The following is a 13,815-nucleotide window of genomic DNA, read 5'->3' as shown; positions in this document are numbered from 1 at the left end:
GGCGGCTTCGCAACTTCTGTCGCGTGCACCCAGCGTGCCGTAACCTCGATCGTCATGCCCACGATATCATCCAACAAGCCCTATCGCGTCGGCCGTTCCCGTACCGGTCTTGGCCTTTTCGCCACCAAGCCGATCAAGAAAGGCACCAAGATCATCCGCTATTTCGGGCCGTTGCTCGACTCGAAGAAGAAGGATGAGGACGCGATCGAGAACAAATATCTGTTCGAGCTCACCAACCGCTGGACCATCGACGGCTCGATCCGCGAGAACGTCGCGCGCTACATCAACCACGCCTGCAGGCCGAACGCGGAATCCGACGTCAAGCCGCGTAAGCGCAAGGTGTTCATCCGCGCCATCAAGGACATCGAGCCGGGCGACGAAATCAATTACGACTACGGAACCGACTATTTCAAAGCCTATCTGAAGCCGATCGGCTGCAAGTGCGATGCCTGCGAGAAGAAGCGCAAGAAGAAGCGTGCGGAGGCGAGGGCGGAGCGGGTGCGGCTGAAGGAAAGGGCCGAGCGGAAGGCACAGCGCAAGGCCGAGAAACTCGCCGAGGAGCGGGCCCGGCAGAGGAAGGCGAAGAAGGCTGCCAAAGCCAACGGCAAGCTCGCCAACGGCACGGCGCTGAACGGCAAGCACCTCAATGGCCACAGCCTGATCAATACGGCGGGCAAGAAGGCCGCATCGTCGAAGCGTGGCACCGCCCGGGCGCTGCAGGCCTGATACCAACGTCGATCGAAAACGCTCTAGCCGCCCGGCCGGTGCGCCGCGCGTGGCAACGGGGAATTGCCGAAATCCAGCGTCGAACGCTGGATGATCGTGCCGTGCTCGTCGATGACGAGACGGAAACGCTTGCTCTCCGAGAAGAATGTGAGGCGATGGCGCCCCTGATCGGCGTCGAACCCGCGCTCCGAGCGCGTCGTGATCGCGCCCGAGCGCATCCCGGCCTGCAGCAGCGGGACCGCGATGCCGAGGCCTTCGGCGACGATACTAGCGTCGACCTCGAACGCGCCGTTCGCGAATGCGATCGTCGTCATGATGCCCTCGCGGGGTGGCGGACGGAACGCGGCAGGTAGGCGCATTCGGCGAGCGTCGTACCGTCGAGCTCGCGCATGAAGGCCTCGCGTGCGGCGGCAAGCTTCGCCTTCAGCCGGCAGCGCGGCAGCAGCAGGCAATCTCCGCCATCATCCCTGAAACATTCGACCAGCGCGCTGCCGCCTTCCAGCGCACGGACCACCTGGCCGAGGGTGATGGTCTCCGCCGGCCGCGCCAGCGAGAACCCGCCGCCGGCGCCGCGCTGGGTGGCAATGAAGCCGGCGTCGGCCAGGTCGCGCACCACCTTGGCAAGGTGATTGCGGGAAATGTCGAACTCGGCCGCGATCTCGCTGGTCGCAAACGACCGGTCCGGCTCGCCGGCCAGCCGCATCAGGGCGCGGAGCGCAAAATCCGTGAATGATGTCAGGCGCATGGAAGCCCTTCGAAATCAGCACTTGGCGGATCAGCTATAGCAGGCTAAATAGGCATTTGAAATACCTATTTAGGATGTGAGTCATGACAGCAGCAGAGCGCCGCGAGCAGATCACCGCCGGGATTGTCGCGCGGACTGGGATCACCGAGGCCATGATCGAGCAGCTGGTGCACGCCTTCTACGCCAAGGTCCGCAAGGACCCGATGATCGGACCGGTGTTCGAGACCAGGATCAGCAATTGGGAGCCGCATCTGGCCCAGATGTGCGCGTTCTGGTCCTCGGTCGCGCTGATGACCGGGCGCTATCACGGCACACCGATGGTCAAGCATATGCCGCTGCCGATCGACGCCGCGCATTTCGACCGCTGGCTCGAACTGTTCGAGGCGACCGCGGCCGAGCTGTGCCCGCCTGACGCGGCGGCGCATTTCATCGATCGTGCGCGGCGCATCGCCTCGAGCCTCGAGATGGGCGTCGCCAGCGGACAGGGCGTGATGCTGGCGGTCGGCGAGCGTTACAGGCGAAGCGAAGCAGGAGCAGTGCAATGAGGAACAGGGCGAAGGCAATTGCGCGCGCCATCGACGGCGCGTGGTTTCATCAGAATCAGGCCGATCCGTTTTCCGGCAGCAGCCTGGTGCCGATGTTGATCATCGGCCTGGCGCTGACCTTCGCCGGCATGATCGTCGCGGTGGTGCTGAGCTGACGGAAACGGCCGCCGCGTTTGCCGCGACGGCCGCTCGTCACGTCCGGCATTCAGTTTACGCCGCGACCGCCTCACCGCTGCGGCGCAGCCCGACATATTGCAGCTCGGCGAACACGCCGGTGGCGATCGCCTGGGCGAGGATCACGATGGTCCCGAAAAGATTCGGCGACACCGCGCCCGACAGCAGCAGCGCGATGCTGGCGAGCGTCCAGGCCGCGTTGCCGACGACCACCAGCATCACCAGCGGCTTCGGCACCGACATGCGCGTGCCGAGCCAGCCGACCAGCGCGGTATAGGCGATCAGGAACAGGCCGGTCTCGCGCAGCAGCGCTTCCGGCAGGCCGAGCAGCGATGCCAGCGCGCCGGCGTCGAGCACCATAGCTATGGCCGATATGCCGCTGAAGACGGCGTCGGCAAGCAGAGCGCGGCGCAGCAGCTGGGACGAATGGATCATGGCAGTGTCTCCTCTGGTTGGGATGGGGATGGTCAGCGGAATAGGGACTGCAGCTGACGCCACAGCCGGAGCGGACACAGCGCCTTGCCGACCCTCATTTCGACCGCATAAACCTGAGCGAACACGAACACGCCGGTCGCGTGCACGAGCGGCTGCGGCATGTTGAGCGAGCGCGCCAGCAGCCAGGTGACCAGATGGATCAGCCACGGGAGCAGGACGGCGAGGGCGCGGACAAGGGACAGCATCAGCATGGTCATCTCCTGTGCCGTGGAAGATGAGCCGGCCGGCGCGCCAATTCGATTACCTCAGGCGTAATGGAACGGGCGAATTCCGCATGGTAGGTTTTGCACCATGAACGCACATGCATCCCTGGCGCGGGCCGAGCCCGCAAAACCCGTCCTGATCGGCGAGCACCTGCGCGAATGGCGGCAGCGCCGTCATCTCAGCCAGCTCGACCTTGCGGTCGATGCCGAGATCTCGGCGCGGCATCTGAGCTTCGTCGAGACCGGCCGCTCGGCGCCGTCGCGCGACATGGTCCTCAAACTCGCGGAGCGCCTCGACGTGCCCCTACGCGAACGCAACGTGCTGCTGGTCGCCGCGGGTTTCGCACCCGCATTCCCGCAACGCTCGCTGGACGATCCCGCACTGAGATCGGCGCGCGAGGCGATCAACCTCGTGCTGAAGGCGCATGAGCCCAATCCGGCGCTGGCCTATGACCGGCACTGGAATCTGGTCTCGGCCAACCGCATGGTGGCGCCGCTGCTCGAGGGCGTGCCGCAGCGACTGCTCGGCCAGCCCTTCAACATCCTGCGGCTTGCCTTCCACCCCGAGGGCCTCGCCCCGCGCACCGTGAACCTCGCGGAATGGGCCGCGCATCTTCTGGAGCGGCTGCATCGGCAATGCGAGGCAACGGCCGATCCGGAGCTGCTCAAGCTCTATCAGGACCTGAAGTCCTATCCGATTCCGGCGCGGTCGGCCCCGATCACCACCGACAACAACGTCGCGCTTCCCTTCAAGCTCCGCCTCAACGGCGAGATCCTGAGCTTCATCTCGACCACCATGGTGTTCGGCACGCCGGTCGACATCACGCTGCAGGAACTGGCGCTGGAGACCTTCTTCCCGGCCGATGAGCTGACCGCCGAGCGGATGCGGCAGATGGCAGCCAGTATGAAATAGCGGCTTGTCTTGGGGCACGTTCGGCCTACCTTTGGGGTTCCATTTTCCGCCGGGAACCCCGCCATGAGCGATCTGAAGCCGCTTCGCCTCGACATCGTCTCCGACGTCGTTTGCCCCTGGTGCTATATCGGCAAGCATCGCATCGAGGATGCGCTCAAGCTGGTGCCCGATGTGCCGGTCGAGGTGCATTGGCGGCCGTTCTTCCTCAACAACTGGGTGCCGCGCGAGGGCATTAGCCGCGAGGAATATCTCACCGCCAAGTTCGGCTCGGTCGAGGCCTACAAGGGGATCGCCGGCCGCGTGGTCGCCGCTGCCAATGAGGAGGGGCTCACCTACCATCCCGAGCTCGTCAAGCGGCAGCCCAACACGATCGACTGCCATCGCCTGATCCACTGGGCCGAGGCCAGGGGCAAGGCGGCCGAGATGAAGCAGCGGCTGATGGAGCTGTATTTCCGCGACGGCGGCGACCTCACCGACAGCAACGTGCTGGTGCAGGCAGCGGGCGATGTCGGGCTCGATGCCGACGACGTGCGCAAGCGTCTTGCCACCGACGAGGATGTCGCCCTGGTCTCGGCGCAGGCCCAGGAGGCCGCCGAGAAGGGTATTTCCGGCGTGCCGACCTTCGTGTTCGCGCAGAAATACGCGGTGTCCGGCGCCCAGCCGGCCGAGCAGCTCGCCCGCGCCATCCGCCAGGTCTCGGCCGAGATCAACGCAGAGGCTGCGGAGTAGTCCGCAATCCCTATCGAAAGCCCGGCTGATGCCGGGCTTTTTCGTTTGCCCACATCATCCATCGGAAACAATCAGGGGAGACCACCATGATCTATGAGCTGCGCACCTATACGGTCCGTCCAGGCGCCGTCGGCGAGATGGTGAAGGCGGCGAGCACGATCTCGCGCGATATCCGCGCCGACAATTTCGGCAAGCTGGAAGGCTACTGGATCACCGAGATTGGTCCGCTCAATCAGGTCATGCACATGTGGAGCTATGCCGATCTCAACGAGCGGACCCGGTTGCGCGCCGAGCTCGCCAAGAATCCGCGCTGGACCGGCGAGTATATTCCGGTGATCCGTCCGCTGCTGGTGCGCCAGGAGGTGCGGCTGCTCAATGCAATCATCCCGCCGGTGGCGCCGGCGACATCAGGCAACATCTACGAATTCCGCAACTATCGCGCCAAGCCGGTCGGCGGCGCCAAGCAATGGCTCGATCTGATCACCGGCGTGATGCCGGAGCGCGAGAAATACTCCAAGATCGTCGGCCTCTGGACCACCGAAGCCGGGCAGCCCAATGAGGTCTGCCACATCTGGGCCTATCCCGATCTCAACGCCCGTGCCACCGCACGCGGCAACGCGATGAAGGATCCGGCCTGGCTGGAATTTTTGAGCAAGGGTACGCAGGTGCTCGAGGAGATGCACTCGACCATCATGCTGCCGGCACCGCATTCGCCGTTGCAGTAAGGGGAGGCGCTGGCCCCGCCGCGTTTCCCAATGATGCGCCGAGCGCAAGGCAGAGAGGCCGCCGGTTGAGGCGGCCTTTCGTTTGCCGTCAGGACGTCGCGAGCGCCGGCAAAAAGCCCCATCCGATGTTTCCATCAGATGAGGCTTTCGAAGCAAGGGCGCGCGCCGTCTGAGAACCAGCGCGCCGCAACGCTAGTCGGGCCAGCTGACACCAACCTGACGGCAGCAGCCCGTTGTTTCCCGATGTGTCTGCATGCCTACGAAAGGGTAAACCGCATCATCCGGGCTTGCCGCGCCGGCTGCGGATGAAGCGGACGGCGCCGCGCGCGGCTTCGTAGGCGAATTTGTTCAAGGTCAGCGCGGCGTGAATGGCCGGCACCAGCGGATCGCGGCGCCGCAGCGGCAGCACGACGTCGCCGATCGCGAAGCGGCCGCGCCAGATCGGGTCGATCATGGGGTGACCCGGCGCCGCAGTGGAATCGGCCGAATTGATCGCGGGATCGGCGCATAGATGGCGCGTCAGCTCGAGCGTCAACTGCGTGCCGGGCGAATGTTTCGCAAAGCGCTCGTCGACGCCGATCTTGAAGAAGAAGGCGCGGTCCTGGTGGCGCACCACGATGCCGCCCGCGACCGGCGTGCCGCCCGCATACAGCATGACGATCTCGCAGCGGCCGGCTTCGGCCATTGCCGACGTCGCGCGGCGGATGAAGGCCGCATCGCCGGCATGCTGGCTCAGCGCCGTGCCGCGCTTTCCCTTCCAGCCACCGGCTTCGAGGACAAGGAAAGTCTCGAGCGCCGTTGCAACCTCGCGCGGCGTGCGGGCGACATCAAAGCGCACCGCGCCGTGGTCGGACAGGCGATGATGCTGGCGGCGCAGCTCCTTCAGCTTCTTAGGCCCGAGCGCATCGCGCAACAATTCGTCGGCATCGCGCGTCGCATCCAGCTGAGCGCGCTGGTAGGCGCTCAGTATGCGAGGCTGCAATCCGTCTCGCGCCAGCACCGCGCGGATCGCCGCCATGGCCGGGCCCTCGAGCGACATGGTGCGCAGGATCAGCGCATGCGCGCCCGCATTGCGTGCCTGCCGCAGTATCTTGCCCGCCGCTTCCTCGGCGGCGTCGCGGTCGAGCAGCGGCGTGCACAGCGTGCCATAGGGTTCGGCACCGACCAAAGCGGGCAGGGCGATGCTGTAGATCCGCCGCATCGGAACGACCGGCAACAGGCCGATCAATTGCCCGGCATCGCCGGCGGCGCTGAGCAGCGCCGCGCCGGTGCGGCCGCGCGCGGAGGCATCGACCGCCAATTCCCAGTCGGGCTGGTAGTAGCCATTGGCCTCGATCGCGCGCGCGGCAAGCGCACGCCATGCATTGAGCGGCGCGGCCGACAGCGGCGGCAAGGTGCGATCGTCCGTGGCATCCTTGCGCGATGCACGGTGGATCATTGCCTGGTCAGCAATATCGGCCACGTTCCTGTTTCCCCACTCCGCGAGGCTGATTGGGCCTTGCGTTCGTCAGGGCAACGCTAGCGGAAAGAAATGGAAAATGCCGTTGAGGCCACCGCGCAATTTGAGCGGTCGCGTTAACGGGCCGTTCAGCATACCGGTGCGCGGCGGCCTACCGGCTCAAGCGCTAGGGTTTGACGCTCCGTTGCGCTTCCGCCGCAACGGTGCTCTCGACCGGTTCGTACATCTCCGTCACGCAATTATCGTCGGCCCCGACCTGCCGGCGATCGAAGATCGAGCCTTCATTGATGAACACGCGATAGGTCTGCGTCCCCAGCGGCTTGCCGATCACCGATGTCAGCTCGGCGCGCACGCAGGCCGTCCAGCCGGTGCCGCGCGGGTCGTGCAGCGGGGCGGAGACCCGCACATGGGTCGGCTGTGAACCGGCCGTGAACACCGAATCCAGCTTGCCCGCGACCAGCCGTTTGACGTCCGGAGGCGTCTCGAGCGGCGCCGGCTCTGTAGCCTTGACCTTCAAGGCCTCCGGCCACACCGCGTGGCTGTCCGCCAGCCCGCAGCCACTCAATATGAAGGCGGCGCCGGCCAGCAGCGCCGCCAGATGTACTTGTCCCTGTCCCATTGAGCGCATTTAATGTGCTGCCGTCAGGATTGCGCCCCCCTGGTGGCGCTGAATTCGCATCAGACGGCGCTTTGTCGATCAACAAATGTCGAGCGACAAGTTATCGTTGGGGTAGAGGTATTACCGGATGTTGCTGCGGCGGCGGGGGAGACAGATTGACATGAAACGCTTCACGGTTGCTGCCGTCATTCTGGCGCTGCTCGCGACACCCACCCTGGCCCAGGGCCGGCGAGGGGGCGGTGGAGGCGATACCAAGGCGGAGCAGAAGCCCAAGGTCGACGAGAAGGCCTACAAGGCCGCGCTCGATCGGATCCCCGAGCCCAAGGAGAAATACGATCCCTGGGGCGTCACCAAGCCGGCCGCGGATCCGGCCAAGAAACCGAAATAGCCGGGCTCGCGAGATCTCTGCGGCCATTCGACATCCGAACCGGCGTCGGTCGGCAGCACATTGCCGCACGGCATGAACCTTGGCCTGACGGCCTCCGACCCATCTTCGATGTCATTGTCGGAGGCCGTCATGCTTCGCCGTTCGCTCCTCAGCCTGATCGTTCCGGCAGCGATCCTGCTCGGCGCCGTGCCGGCGTCGGCGGAAAACCGGCTGGCGCTGGTGATCGGGCAGTCGGCCTACAAGTCGGTGCCCGCGCTGCCGAATCCGGCCAACGACGCCAGGGCGGTGTCGCAGATGCTGACCGATGCCGGATTTGCGGTGACGGCCGCATCGGACCTGTCGCAGGACGAGATGCGCGCACGGCTCAGCGATTTCGCCAGCCAGGTGGCGGCGAAGGGCGCCGACACCGTGGCGCTGGTGTTCTATGCCGGGCACGGTCTGCAGATCGACGGCGAGAACTATCTGGTGCCGGTGGATGTCGATCCGAAGCGCGAGGCCGATATCCCGATCCAGGCGGTTCGGCTCAACGATATCCTGAATACGCTGACCTCGGTGCCGAGCCGGATGCGCATCGTGCTGCTCGATGCCTGCCGCAACAATCCATTCCCGGAACTCAGCAAGACCGCGGGGCATGGCCTCGCCATCGTCGATGCCAGGGTCGGCGCACCCGGCACGTTCGTCTCGTTCTCGACCTCGCCGGGCGCCGAAGCCGAGGACGGCAGCGGCGCCAACAGCCCCTACACGACCGCGTTGCTGGCCTCGGCCAAGGAGCCGGGCATCCCGATCGAGGACACCTTCAAGCGCGTTCGCCTCGCGGTGAACAAGGCAACCGACGGCCGCCAGACGCCGTGGGACTCTTCATCACTGACCGACGATTTCCGCTTCATGGCGGGTGCTGCGGCGTCGCCCGCAGCAACGTTGCCGCCGGCCGCGGCCAAGCGCACCGTCGACGAATGGAAGCGCGAGTTGCAGGGCAAGCCGATCGAGGCCGCGAACGAACTGATGGTGATCGATGGCTCCGACGAATCCTATGAGGCCTTCGCCGCGATCTTCGCCGGCACGCCGCGCGGCCTGCAGGCGCGCGACTGGCTCGACCGGCATCGCCGCATGCTGGCGTGGAATAGCGCTGTTCTCGCCAACACGGCGGCGGCCTATCGCGGCTTCCTCGCGCAATATCCTGACACCGACCTGACAGCGACCGCGCGCAAGATGATCGAACGGCTGCGCTACCGTCCCGATCCGGCGCTCGCCGTCGCGCTCAGCGTGCCCGCGACCAACGTCGCGCTGGCGGCGCCGACCTGCCCGTGCAACGCCACGCCGCAGCCGCCGCCGCAGCAGAGGGTCAACGCGCCGGCGAAGAAGCGCGCCGATCCCGATCCGCCGCGGCGCGCAGGCAAGCGCCCGCCGCGCGTGGTGGTCGAGGACGACGTCGTGGTGGTGCGCCGTCCGCCTCCAACCGTGGTCTATGAACCTGCCGGACCGCCGATCGGAATCGGGATCGGCATCGGCATCGGTGGCGGCGGTGGTTATCGCGGCAACTACGGCGGCGGCTATCGCCGGGGTGGATACTGACGCGCCGATCGCGTAAATGCTTTCCCGCATGAGATGCGGCGCCTGGTGATCGCATCCTGGGGGAGGACGCGATGCGGTCGCTGTTTTGCCTGCTTGCCGCGCTGCTGCTGTATGGTCAGCCGGCGCGCGCATGGGAGTATTGGGGCGGCGACCGCGGCGGACAGCGCTTCTCGCACCTGGCGCAGATCACATCAGACAATGTCGGCACGCTGCTGCGCGGCTGGGAATTCCGCACCGGCGATCTCGATACGCGCCCGCCCGAGGTGATGAAGCGCACCAAGTTCGAGGTGACGCCGCTGTTCGTCGAGGACAGCCTGATCCTCTGCACGCCGTTCAACGAAGTGATCGCGCTCGATCCCGGCAGCGGTGCGCAGAAATGGCGTTTCGATCCGAAGATCAGCATGGCGCAGCGGCCGGCCAATCGCTTTGTCTGCCGCGGCGTTGCGCACTGGAGGGATGATCGTGCGGCGGAAGGCGCCGCCTGCAAGTCACGCATTTTCACCGGCACCAACGACAGGCGCCTGATCGCGCTCGATGCCAGAACCGGCAAGCCCTGCGCCGACTTCGGCAACGGTGGCGAGATCAGGATCGATGTTGGCATGAAGCTGGAATGGCCGGGCGAGTTTCAGATCACGTCGGCGCCGGTGACGGGACGTGGCGTGGTCGTGGTCGGGTCCGCGATCGGCGACAACCGGCGCGTCGACGCGCCGCTCGGCGCGGTGCGCGCCTTTGATGCGCGAACCGGCCAGCCGCGCTGGAGCTTCGATCCGCTCGTGCATGACGGGGTCGAAGCCGGCCACAGCAACGTCTGGGCGCCGATGTCGGTCGACGAGGAGCGGGGCCTGGTATTCCTGCCGACGACATCGCCCAGTCCCGACTTCTGGGGCGGCAAGCGCGCCGGCAATGACGAGCACGCCAATTCCGTGGTCGCGCTGCGGATCGAGACCGGCGAACTCGCATGGGCATTCCAGACCGTGCATCACGACGTCTGGGATTACGATTTGCCGGCGCAGCCGACGCTGGCGCGGATCGATACCGGCAACGGCATGCGCGACGTCGTGATCCAGCCGACCAAGCAGGGTTTTGTGTTCGTGCTCGATCGCGACACTGGCAAGCCGGTGTGGCCGGTCGAGGAGCGCGCGGTGCCGCAGAACGGCGCCGAGGGCGAGCAGCTGTCGCCGACGCAGCCATTCCCGACCCATGTGCCGCCGCTGCTGACACAGCGCATGACGGCCGATGATATCGCCGGCCTGTTGCCGGGCACCGGGAGCGCGGCCTGCGAGACGCTGTTCGCGCAATCCCGCAATGAGGGTCTATACACGCCGCCGTCGACGCAAGGCACGGTGATCTATCCGATGACCGGAGGTGGCGTGAACTGGGGCGGCGCGGCGTTCGATCCGGTCAATCAGATACTCTACGCCAATGTCAGTCACGCGGCGCACATCGTCACACTGATTCCGCGCGACCAGGCCAAGGGCTTCAACCCGCCGCCCGGCCATGAATTCGGCCAGCAGCAGGGTGCGCCGTTTGCGATGTCGCGGGCGCTGGCGATGACGTCGGTTGGGACGCCCTGCAACAAGCCGCCATGGGGCGAGACGGTCGCGGTCGATCTCAAGGCCGGCAAGATCCTCTGGCATGCGTCGGTCGGCACCAGCGAGGATCTCGCGCCGCTCGGCATCGCGCTCGATACCGGCACGCCGCTGGTCAACGGCGTCGCGATCACCGCGGGCGGCCTGGTGTTCACCGGCGCGATGGATGCCTACTTGCGCGCGTTCGATGCGAGATCGGGAAAGCAGTTGTGGCTCGGCCGGCTTCCGGTGCCGGGTGTCGCCAATCCGATGACCTATCTCTGGAAGGGCGAGCAGTACGTCGTGATCGGCGCCGGCGGCCATTCCGAAGCCGGCACGTCGATCGGCGACAGCGTGGTGGCGTTTCGCCTGCCGCGCCAGGGCGAGAGCGTGTCGTTGATGGCCCGGCTGATCGATCGCCCGGGCGGACGGTTCGTCGCCAAGGCTGTGGCCGGCGGTCTCGTGCTCGTCGCCCTCGTCGCGCTGTTGTGGCGCTGGCGGCGGAGCCGCCGCTTGCGATCCGCTTAGGTGCTCCCTGCAGCAGGTGCGCGCCGCCAAAATATCGAAAACAACCCCATGCAAAGTAGCCGGCGGCTGCCGGCGTTCGAAAAGCAACTTGAAACGTCGGGCAAGTCATATTTCTACTATTCAGAAATTATGCAAGCGTCGCCTCGCTCCGCTAAAGCACGATGAAGTCGGGTTGAATCGGCTTGGCGGCATTCGCTGCATCTCCTCCCGCAACCGGAGAGGGAGCGCAGGTTGTTCGCGGATGCATTGAACCTGGGGCGTGGACGCGTAAATCCGGGGTATCGCTTCCGAGAGGAAATGCGGACCCGCGGCGCAGACCGCGGGGATGTCGACTTGTGGACCAACTTCGCCGCTTCCGATTGCGATCGGGGACCACATCATCGTCGGCAAGCAAGGTCACGCCAGTCTGAAAGAACTGAAGCTGATCTAAACGACGTCGCTGCTTTGGGCCAAAGTGGACCTTATCCTCGGACCCGAAGAGAACACACGCGCGTTCATCCGCAGAGCGATCAGCGGATGCGCGCACCGCGGTTGTACCCGCGCATCTTCCCGTCGCTCGCAACGACGCGGTGGCACGGTATCGACGGATCGTAATTTGATCGCATAACGGCTCCGACAGCCCGTGCGGCGTTCGGATTTCCAGCTTTTGAAGCGACCTCTTTGTACGTCATCGTCTTGCTTTTCGGTATTTTCCGGACGATATCGCGCACTTTGTCGGAGAACGTCTTTTTCATATGCCAAGCGTAGCCTTCTTCCGGTTGACCGCCAGGAGTGTTCCTTGTGTTTGTATGGAACGTAATTCCTTGCCAACCGTTCCACCGGCGGCGTCCGGTAACGCGTCACTGTCCAGGCACTCTTTTATTTTCTTGAGCTTTCCTTCCTCCCATGAATCGTCACCGGTGTACGGAACGAGGGTAAGGTCGAATTCTAATTTCCAGTCAAAAGCGGTCTTATCCTTGCTAGCGTTCGCATACACCCGATACCCGGTGTCGGAGACGCAACACCACCGATAGATCTCGATCTGGCGCTTGTGTCCGTCCTGCCATTCTTCGTCGAGCGATTCGATCTTGCCGGCCTTACTGGCGGTCACGGCGGCGAAGTTGTTGATTGACGTGGCATGCCGAAGGCGTGAGGTAGATGAGAGCCCAACGGCATCGCTGGCCACGTCAGGACTGCAATGGAAGCCGACCAAGGTCAAGCGGACCGCCGCAGTCGGCATTTGACCCGACTGCGACATGTGCGGTTCGAGATTGTTGCGCCGCAAATTGACCTTTGAACCCGATTTCCATGGTCGCAATTTCCTGATGTGATCCTCAATATTGCGAGCCAATTTGCTGTGATCCAGCGCGGGGCGCCGTGTCGATCACCATCATGTCGTGACAAAAAACTATAGAACAGGAAGGACTTCACATGCCTTCACGCCGCAGTTTTCTGACCGGCACCGTCGCGACCGGCGTGGCGCTGTCAATGCAGCACGCCGCGACAACGGTCGCGCAGCAAAAACGAGTGATCGTTGATTCGCAGGTTCACCTGTGGCCGGCGAGCACCCCGGAGAGACCCTGGCTCCCCGGTGCCAAACCGCAGCTTCCGGAGCCCTTCACCATCGAGCGAATAATTCCACTGATGGACGAGGCCGGCGTCGATCGCGTCGTCATCGTTCCGCCGGTGTCGCTCGAAGGCGAGCGCATCGACTATGCCCAGGAGGCGGTCAAACGGTACCCCGGCCGCTTCGCAATCATGGCGCGTGTAGCCCTCGACAAGCCCGACCGCGCGGCACGGCTTGCGACCTGGCGCGACCAGCCCGGCGTGCTGGGCGTGAGGTTGAACTTCGGCCCCGGCGAAGCGGCGTGGCTGACAGACGGAACCGCGGACTGGTTCTGGCCGGCGGCGGAGAAGGCCCGCCTGCCTGTGATGTTTCTCACATCGGGCCAGACGTCGCTGTTCGCCCGTATCGCCGAGCGACACCCGCAACTTACGCTCATCATCGACCACATGGGCGTCGGCGCGGGCCTGCGCCCTCGTTCTGATTCATCGGATTCCATAAGAAACAACGCGGTGCCGGAAGCTATTGCCCAGTCGGTCGCGCTCGCAAAATTTGCGAATGTGTCGGTGAAGTTGTCGTCGGTACCGCTGATTTCGACTGAGCCCTATCCATTCCGTGACGTGACCCCGCATATCCACCGCCTATTCGACGCCTACGGCCCGGAGCGCTGCCACTGGGGAACCGATCTAACCAATTCGTTCGCCCGGGCCACCTACCGGCAGCGCGTGACGGAATTCACAGAGGAGCTTCCGTTCCTCACCGACAGCGACAAGGACTGGATCATGGGCCGCGCGATCCTGGCGCGGCTTCGCTGGACGTGAACCGGGCTTGCGGCGATGCATGAGTCCGCTTTAACGCGGCGCCGTCACAGATCAGAAACACG

18 protein-coding genes are annotated in these 13,815 nt (G+C 65.0%); 10 read left to right on the top strand and 8 right to left on the bottom strand.

Annotation, left to right across the window (positions count from 1 at the left end; genetic code table 11):
* Positions 1-54 precede the first annotated feature (54 nt).
* A complete protein-coding gene (locus tag ACVWY5_RS22685; protein ID WP_028337131.1) occupies positions 55-726 on the top strand; it encodes an SET domain-containing protein in 672 nt (223 codons plus the stop codon).
* Between the two features lie 23 nt (positions 727-749).
* Here ACVWY5_RS22685 and ACVWY5_RS22680 read toward each other — a convergent pair whose 3' ends face one another.
* Together ACVWY5_RS22680 and ACVWY5_RS22675 are read right to left on the bottom strand one after the other, a co-directional pair.
* Entirely contained in the window at positions 750-1,040 is a 291-nt protein-coding gene (locus ACVWY5_RS22680; RefSeq protein WP_028337130.1) for a DUF6522 family protein, read from the bottom strand.
* The gene (locus tag ACVWY5_RS22675) at positions 1,037-1,471 is read right to left on the bottom strand and encodes an RrF2 family transcriptional regulator (RefSeq protein ID WP_028337129.1); all 435 of its coding nucleotides are present in this window, start codon (positions 1,469-1,471) and stop codon (positions 1,037-1,039) included. Before ACVWY5_RS22675 ends, ACVWY5_RS22680 begins: the two co-directional genes overlap by 4 nt.
* A gap of 83 nt (positions 1,472-1,554) precedes the next feature.
* Between ACVWY5_RS22675 and ACVWY5_RS22670 the strand changes: the two genes are divergently transcribed.
* Positions 1,555-2,016, top strand: coding sequence for a group III truncated hemoglobin (locus ACVWY5_RS22670; protein ID WP_028337128.1), 462 nt, complete (start codon positions 1,555-1,557; stop codon positions 2,014-2,016).
* On the top strand, positions 2,013-2,171 hold the full coding sequence (locus ACVWY5_RS22665) for a hypothetical protein (RefSeq protein ID WP_167350463.1): 159 nt from the start codon (positions 2,013-2,015) through the stop codon (positions 2,169-2,171). Before ACVWY5_RS22670 ends, ACVWY5_RS22665 begins: the two co-directional genes overlap by 4 nt.
* Positions 2,172-2,226: 55 nt before the next feature.
* Here the strand turns inward: ACVWY5_RS22665 and ACVWY5_RS22660 are convergent, their stop codons facing one another.
* Together ACVWY5_RS22660 and ACVWY5_RS22655 are read right to left on the bottom strand one after the other, a co-directional pair.
* On the bottom strand, positions 2,227-2,625 hold the full coding sequence (locus ACVWY5_RS22660) for a hypothetical protein (protein ID WP_028337127.1): 399 nt from the start codon (positions 2,623-2,625) through the stop codon (positions 2,227-2,229).
* Positions 2,626-2,657: 32 nt separating this feature from the next.
* Positions 2,658-2,882, bottom strand: coding sequence for a hypothetical protein (locus ACVWY5_RS22655; protein WP_028337126.1), 225 nt, complete (start codon positions 2,880-2,882; stop codon positions 2,658-2,660).
* A 94-nt stretch (positions 2,883-2,976) separates the two neighbouring features.
* On the opposite strand from ACVWY5_RS22655, the gene ACVWY5_RS22650 reads away from it, so the two are divergent.
* The 3 genes from ACVWY5_RS22650 to ACVWY5_RS22640 all read left to right on the top strand — a co-directional run bounded on the left by ACVWY5_RS22650 (position 2,977) and on the right by ACVWY5_RS22640 (position 5,255).
* Positions 2,977-3,801 carry a helix-turn-helix domain-containing protein gene (locus tag ACVWY5_RS22650; RefSeq protein ID WP_028337125.1) on the top strand — a complete coding sequence of 275 codons (825 nt, stop codon included), beginning with the start codon at positions 2,977-2,979 and terminating at the stop codon, positions 3,799-3,801.
* A gap of 63 nt (positions 3,802-3,864) precedes the next feature.
* Positions 3,865-4,530, top strand: coding sequence for a DsbA family oxidoreductase (locus ACVWY5_RS22645; protein WP_028337124.1), 666 nt, complete (start codon positions 3,865-3,867; stop codon positions 4,528-4,530).
* A gap of 86 nt (positions 4,531-4,616) precedes the next feature.
* A complete protein-coding gene (locus ACVWY5_RS22640; RefSeq protein ID WP_028337123.1) occupies positions 4,617-5,255 on the top strand; it encodes an NIPSNAP family protein in 639 nt (212 codons plus the stop codon).
* A 277-nt stretch (positions 5,256-5,532) separates the two neighbouring features.
* Here ACVWY5_RS22640 and ACVWY5_RS22635 read toward each other — a convergent pair whose 3' ends face one another.
* Positions 5,533-6,717 carry a GNAT family N-acetyltransferase gene (locus tag ACVWY5_RS22635; RefSeq protein ID WP_028337122.1) on the bottom strand — a complete coding sequence of 395 codons (1,185 nt, stop codon included), beginning with the start codon at positions 6,715-6,717 and terminating at the stop codon, positions 5,533-5,535.
* Between the two features lie 163 nt (positions 6,718-6,880).
* On the bottom strand, positions 6,881-7,333 hold the full coding sequence (locus tag ACVWY5_RS22630; protein ID WP_028337121.1) for a hypothetical protein: 453 nt from the start codon (positions 7,331-7,333) through the stop codon (positions 6,881-6,883).
* A gap of 160 nt (positions 7,334-7,493) precedes the next feature.
* Between ACVWY5_RS22630 and ACVWY5_RS22625 the strand changes: the two genes are divergently transcribed.
* From ACVWY5_RS22625 to ACVWY5_RS22615, 3 genes are all read left to right on the top strand, one after another.
* Positions 7,494-7,721, top strand: coding sequence for a hypothetical protein (locus ACVWY5_RS22625; protein WP_028337120.1), 228 nt, complete (start codon positions 7,494-7,496; stop codon positions 7,719-7,721).
* A gap of 129 nt (positions 7,722-7,850) precedes the next feature.
* Positions 7,851-9,293, top strand: coding sequence for a caspase family protein (locus ACVWY5_RS22620; RefSeq protein WP_028337119.1), 1,443 nt, complete (start codon positions 7,851-7,853; stop codon positions 9,291-9,293).
* Positions 9,294-9,364: 71 nt separating this feature from the next.
* A complete protein-coding gene (locus ACVWY5_RS22615; protein ID WP_028337118.1) occupies positions 9,365-11,389 on the top strand; it encodes a pyrroloquinoline quinone-dependent dehydrogenase in 2,025 nt (674 codons plus the stop codon).
* Between the two features lie 509 nt (positions 11,390-11,898).
* On the opposite strand, the gene ACVWY5_RS22610 is transcribed toward ACVWY5_RS22615, so the two are convergent.
* A complete protein-coding gene (locus ACVWY5_RS22610) occupies positions 11,899-12,123 on the bottom strand; it encodes an MGMT family protein (RefSeq protein ID WP_080667252.1) in 225 nt (74 codons plus the stop codon).
* Positions 12,120-12,719, bottom strand: a complete 600-nt coding sequence (locus tag ACVWY5_RS22605; protein WP_321177069.1) for a hypothetical protein — start codon at positions 12,717-12,719, stop codon at positions 12,120-12,122. The genes ACVWY5_RS22610 and ACVWY5_RS22605 overlap by 4 nt, the downstream gene beginning before the upstream one ends.
* A gap of 80 nt (positions 12,720-12,799) precedes the next feature.
* On the opposite strand from ACVWY5_RS22605, the gene ACVWY5_RS22600 reads away from it, so the two are divergent.
* On the top strand, positions 12,800-13,753 hold the full coding sequence (locus ACVWY5_RS22600) for an amidohydrolase family protein (protein ID WP_028337116.1): 954 nt from the start codon (positions 12,800-12,802) through the stop codon (positions 13,751-13,753).
* The last annotated feature ends 62 nt before the right edge of the window (positions 13,754-13,815 follow it).

Source organism: Bradyrhizobium sp. USDA 3256 (assembly GCF_054058275.1).
This window is presented reverse-complemented; position numbering and strand designations above follow the sequence as displayed.